The sequence below is a fragment of the Flavobacterium sp. genome (genome assembly GCF_039930565.1).
GTDB lineage: Bacteria > Bacteroidota > Bacteroidia > Flavobacteriales > Flavobacteriaceae > Flavobacterium.
In genome coordinates this window covers 1-4031 of sequence record NZ_JBDTTP010000140.1, presented here as the reverse complement: position 1 = coordinate 4031, position 4031 = coordinate 1, and the positions used below count along the sequence as shown (strand labels likewise).

Genomic DNA, 4031 nt, shown 5'->3' with positions numbered 1-4031 from the left:
GGGGAAAGTGGTGTTGGTAAAGAAAATATTCCAAGAATAATACATTCGCTTTCGCACAGAAAACATGGAAAATATATTGCTGTAAACTGTGGAGCTATTCCGGAAGGAACTATTGACAGTGAACTTTTTGGACACGAAAAAGGAGCTTTTACAGGAGCAACAAGCACACGTGAAGGCTATTTTGAAGTGGCTGATGGCGGAACCATTTTTTTGGATGAAGTTGGAGAATTACCCTTGACTACACAGGTAAGACTGCTTCGTGTATTAGAAAATGGCGAGTTTATAAAAGTAGGTTCTTCACAGGTTCAGAAAACCAATGTGAGAATTGTAGCTGCAACAAACGTGAATTTATTCAATGCTATCGAAAAAGGGAAATTTCGTGAAGATTTGTATTATCGTTTGACTACTGTCGAAATTACGCTGCCACCTTTGCGGGAAAGAAACGAAGATATTCATTTGCTGTTCAGAAAATTTGTCGCTGATTTTGCGCATAAATATAAAATGCCTCCTTTGAAATTAGATGATGGAGCCGTTCAGCTTCTGCAAAAATTCAGATGGAACGGAAACATTCGCCAGTTGCGAAATGTCGCGGAACAAATTTCTGTTTTAGAAACCAGTCGCGATATTTCTTTAAGCACTTTACAATCGTATCTGCCAACCGAAGGTTCTAATCTGCCTTCTGTAATCAGCGATAAGAAAAAGGATGATTTTAGTACCGAAAGAGATATTTTGTATAAAGTACTTTTTGATATGAAAAGTGATTTGAATGATTTGAAAAAACTTACTTTGGAATTAATGAAAAACGGTTCTTCAAAAGTGCAGGATCTCAACCCTAATTTAATTCAGAAAATATACGGTTCCCAACAAAATGACAGTGAAATAGATTTTGAAGAGCAACCAAGAACTGCTGTAATGCCCCCTGCCGTGCACGAAGACAATTATCAAAATGAAGACGATAATAATTATCTTTTTGCCGAAACAATTGAAGAGGAAGAGATCTTACGATTAGAACAAAAAGAAATCGAAATGATCAAAAAATCATTAGAAAAAAACAAAGGAAAGCGAAAAGCTGCTGCTGATGAATTAGGTATTTCAGAAAGAACCTTATATCGAAAAATTAAACAATTCGACCTGTAAGCAATACATCTCAGAAATTAAAATTTATATATTTGAAAATTACAATTATCATCATGAAAAAAGTACATTACCTTATATTAACTGTTAGTTTATTTGTGCTCAATAGTTGTTCTGTTTATAACTTCACTGGTGCTTCTCCAATTGACGGAAAAACATTTCAGGTTAACTTTTTTCAAAATAATGCCGATTTAATTGAGCCTGGAATTGACAGGGAATTTACTTTGAATTTGCAGGATCTAATCATGAATCAAACTAACTTAAACTTAGTTACCACCAATGGGGATCTAGTTTATGAAGGAGAAATTACAGATTACAGAATCAGTCCGATGACTGCTACCGCTGTTACGACAGGTGGTGATGCAGGAGCGTCACAAAACCGTTTAACAATTAGGGTAAATGTTCGTTTTGCAAATAAAAATAAAGAAACTGATGATTTTGAAAAAACATTCGAATTTTATTATGATTATCCTGCACGGCAACAATTGGTAGGTTCTGTGTTAAACGAAGCCATCAAAACTATTTTCGAAAGAATTACACAGGATATTTTTAACGAATCATTAGCCAAATGGTAAAATCCGTTTTACGCGGTGTTGTTAAGTCCATTTTTACAGACGTGGATTCATTGAATAAACAGAATTAAATAAAAACAAAAATGAATGTAAGTGATTATACCTACTTAATGAACAAGCCCGGTGCTATTACAGAAAAGCAGGTGGACGCATTAGGAAGCGTTTTGAATGAATTTCCGTATTTTCAAAGTGCACGTGCATTGCGATTAAAAGGACTTTACAACCAAAAGAGCTTTAAGTATAATTATGCCCTAAAAGTTACAGCGGCCCATACTACTGACCGTTCTGTTTTATTTGATTTTATTACTTCTGAAAGTTTTACTTCCATTCAGAATCAATTTTATGATGCCAAAATTCATGACCTTTCAGCTATTTCAGTGTATGGAAGTGAGATTGTTTCTTCGGAAGAATTTAAAAAAATTATCGAAGTTCGGATTGATCCTGTTGAACAATCTATTTTAGATTCTATAAAGGAAGCTACAGGATTGGTTTCTAACGAAAATATAAAAACGGAAGAACAGCTAATTGAACAATCTGTCCTAAATCCAGAAAAAGAAATTGAAACTATTGTTGAAAGACCGATTGAGATTGAGGACAGACCTATCGAATCAAAATCTATTTTAGTTGATGCCCCTGTTTTTTATGAAGAACCAGTAACAGAAAAAAACTTCACTCATCAAATCATTGAACAGCCAGTTGCAATTCTACAAGAAGAAGTTCCATTTGTATTTAAGGAGATTGATGAAAAACCATTCCATAGTACAGAAGAACCTAAAATAATTGTTGTTCCAGATACGACAGCAGTAGTTTGGGAAGAAATACAAAAAAGTGTAGAAGTTGTAATTGACCCTATTATAGAAGATCCGGCAATAACTGCTAAAGAGACTGCGACAATCGTGTTTGAAGAAGCTCAAAAAACGGACGAGGTCACAATTGATTTAATAGAAGAATCTGATATGATTTCGGTTCCGGATACCACAGCAGTAGTTTGGGAAGAGTCGAAGACAGTTTACACAACTAAATATTTAAACATTACTGATAATAAAGAACTAATTAATGAACCTTTAAAAAATGCTGAAGAAAATCTTGAAATAGGAAAACCTCTTGATTTTTCGGCAAATGAAAAACACTCTTTTCAGGAGTGGCTTCAATTAGCCAGAACAGAAGCAATTGACAGAACGGTAGATATTACTAAAAAGAATGTAAAGGAAACAGAGAAAACTCCTGAACCAGCTATTGAAACCCATGTGCGTACAGAAACCGTGGATGAACAGAAAAGAAAAAAGGAAGAAATAATTAATAATTTCATTAAAACAAACCCGAAAATACCCCCAATTAAACAAACAGCAATTGTTCCCACGGTTCAATTGGACTCGAATAATGAGGAAAACTCCTATTTAATGACAGAAACTCTGGCCAGAGTATATTTGGAACAAAAAAAATACACAAAAGCAATTCAGGCATATGAAATATTAATTTTGAAATATCCAGAAAAAATTAGTTTCTTTGCAGACCGTATTTCGGATATAAAGATTTTACAACAAAATAACAATAATAATTAAACAATGAGCACATTTTCAATTTTTTTAGTTTTAATCACAATAGTTTGTTTTCTATTGATCATAGTAATCATGGTACAAAACCCTAAAGGAGGCGGATTGTCCTCTACTATCAGCGGAACTCAAATGTTAGGCGGAGTACAAAAAACAACAGACTTTTTAGATAAAAGCACCTGGACACTTGCCACTATTCTGATTGCTTTAATCTTGCTTTCAAGCTTGAGTTTTTCAGGATCCCTGAGTGATACTGATTCTAAAATTATTGAAAAAACGGAAACTCCGGCAGCTGCGACACCAGCAACCCCTGCTCCCCAAACTCCGGCTCCGGCAACTCCTGCAGCTAAATAATCTAGTTTGATATAAATTAAAATGCCAGCCTGTCAAAGCTGGCATTTTTTTTAGGAAAAAATGTCAGTTTAAACAGCATGGCATAATTTCTGAAACCTAACAAAACATTCAAAAACGTATAACTAAAATAATATAAAAACATGGCCTTAAACATTAAACCGCTTTCAGATCGCGTACTTATTGAGCCTGTTGCAGCTGAAACCAAAACTGCCTCAGGAATTTTTATTCCGGATACTGCCAAAGAAAAACCACAAAAAGGAACTGTAGTTGCAGTAGGAAACGGGTCTAAAGACCATACTATGACCGTAAAAGTTGGCGACACTGTTCTTTATGGCAAATATGCCGGAACAGAATTAAAATTGGAAGGAACTGATTATTTGATTATGCGCGAAGATGATATTCTTGCAATCATCTAAAA

General features: G+C 34.5%; 5 protein-coding genes. All 5 read left to right on the top strand.

The window, feature by feature from the left end; all coding sequences use genetic code 11:
* The coding region (locus ABI657_RS18985; protein ID WP_348098840.1) for a sigma-54 dependent transcriptional regulator at window positions 1-1137 on the top strand (1137 nt) is incomplete at its 5' end.
* 53 nt (window positions 1138-1190) lie between these two features.
* The gene (locus ABI657_RS18980; protein WP_348098841.1) at window positions 1191-1709 is read left to right on the top strand and encodes an LptE family protein; all 519 of its coding nucleotides are present in this window, start codon (window positions 1191-1193) and stop codon (window positions 1707-1709) included.
* Window positions 1710-1789: 80 nt separating this feature from the next.
* Complete coding sequence (locus ABI657_RS18975; protein ID WP_348098839.1) at window positions 1790-3268, top strand: hypothetical protein; 1479 nt, start codon at window positions 1790-1792, stop codon at window positions 3266-3268.
* 3 nt (window positions 3269-3271) lie between these two features.
* Entirely contained in the window at window positions 3272-3613 is a 342-nt protein-coding gene (gene secG, locus ABI657_RS18970) for a preprotein translocase subunit SecG (RefSeq protein ID WP_348098838.1), read from the top strand.
* A gap of 140 nt (window positions 3614-3753) precedes the next feature.
* Entirely contained in the window at window positions 3754-4029 is a 276-nt protein-coding gene (locus tag ABI657_RS18965; RefSeq protein ID WP_012023920.1) for a co-chaperone GroES, read from the top strand.
* Window positions 4030-4031 lie beyond the last annotated feature (2 nt).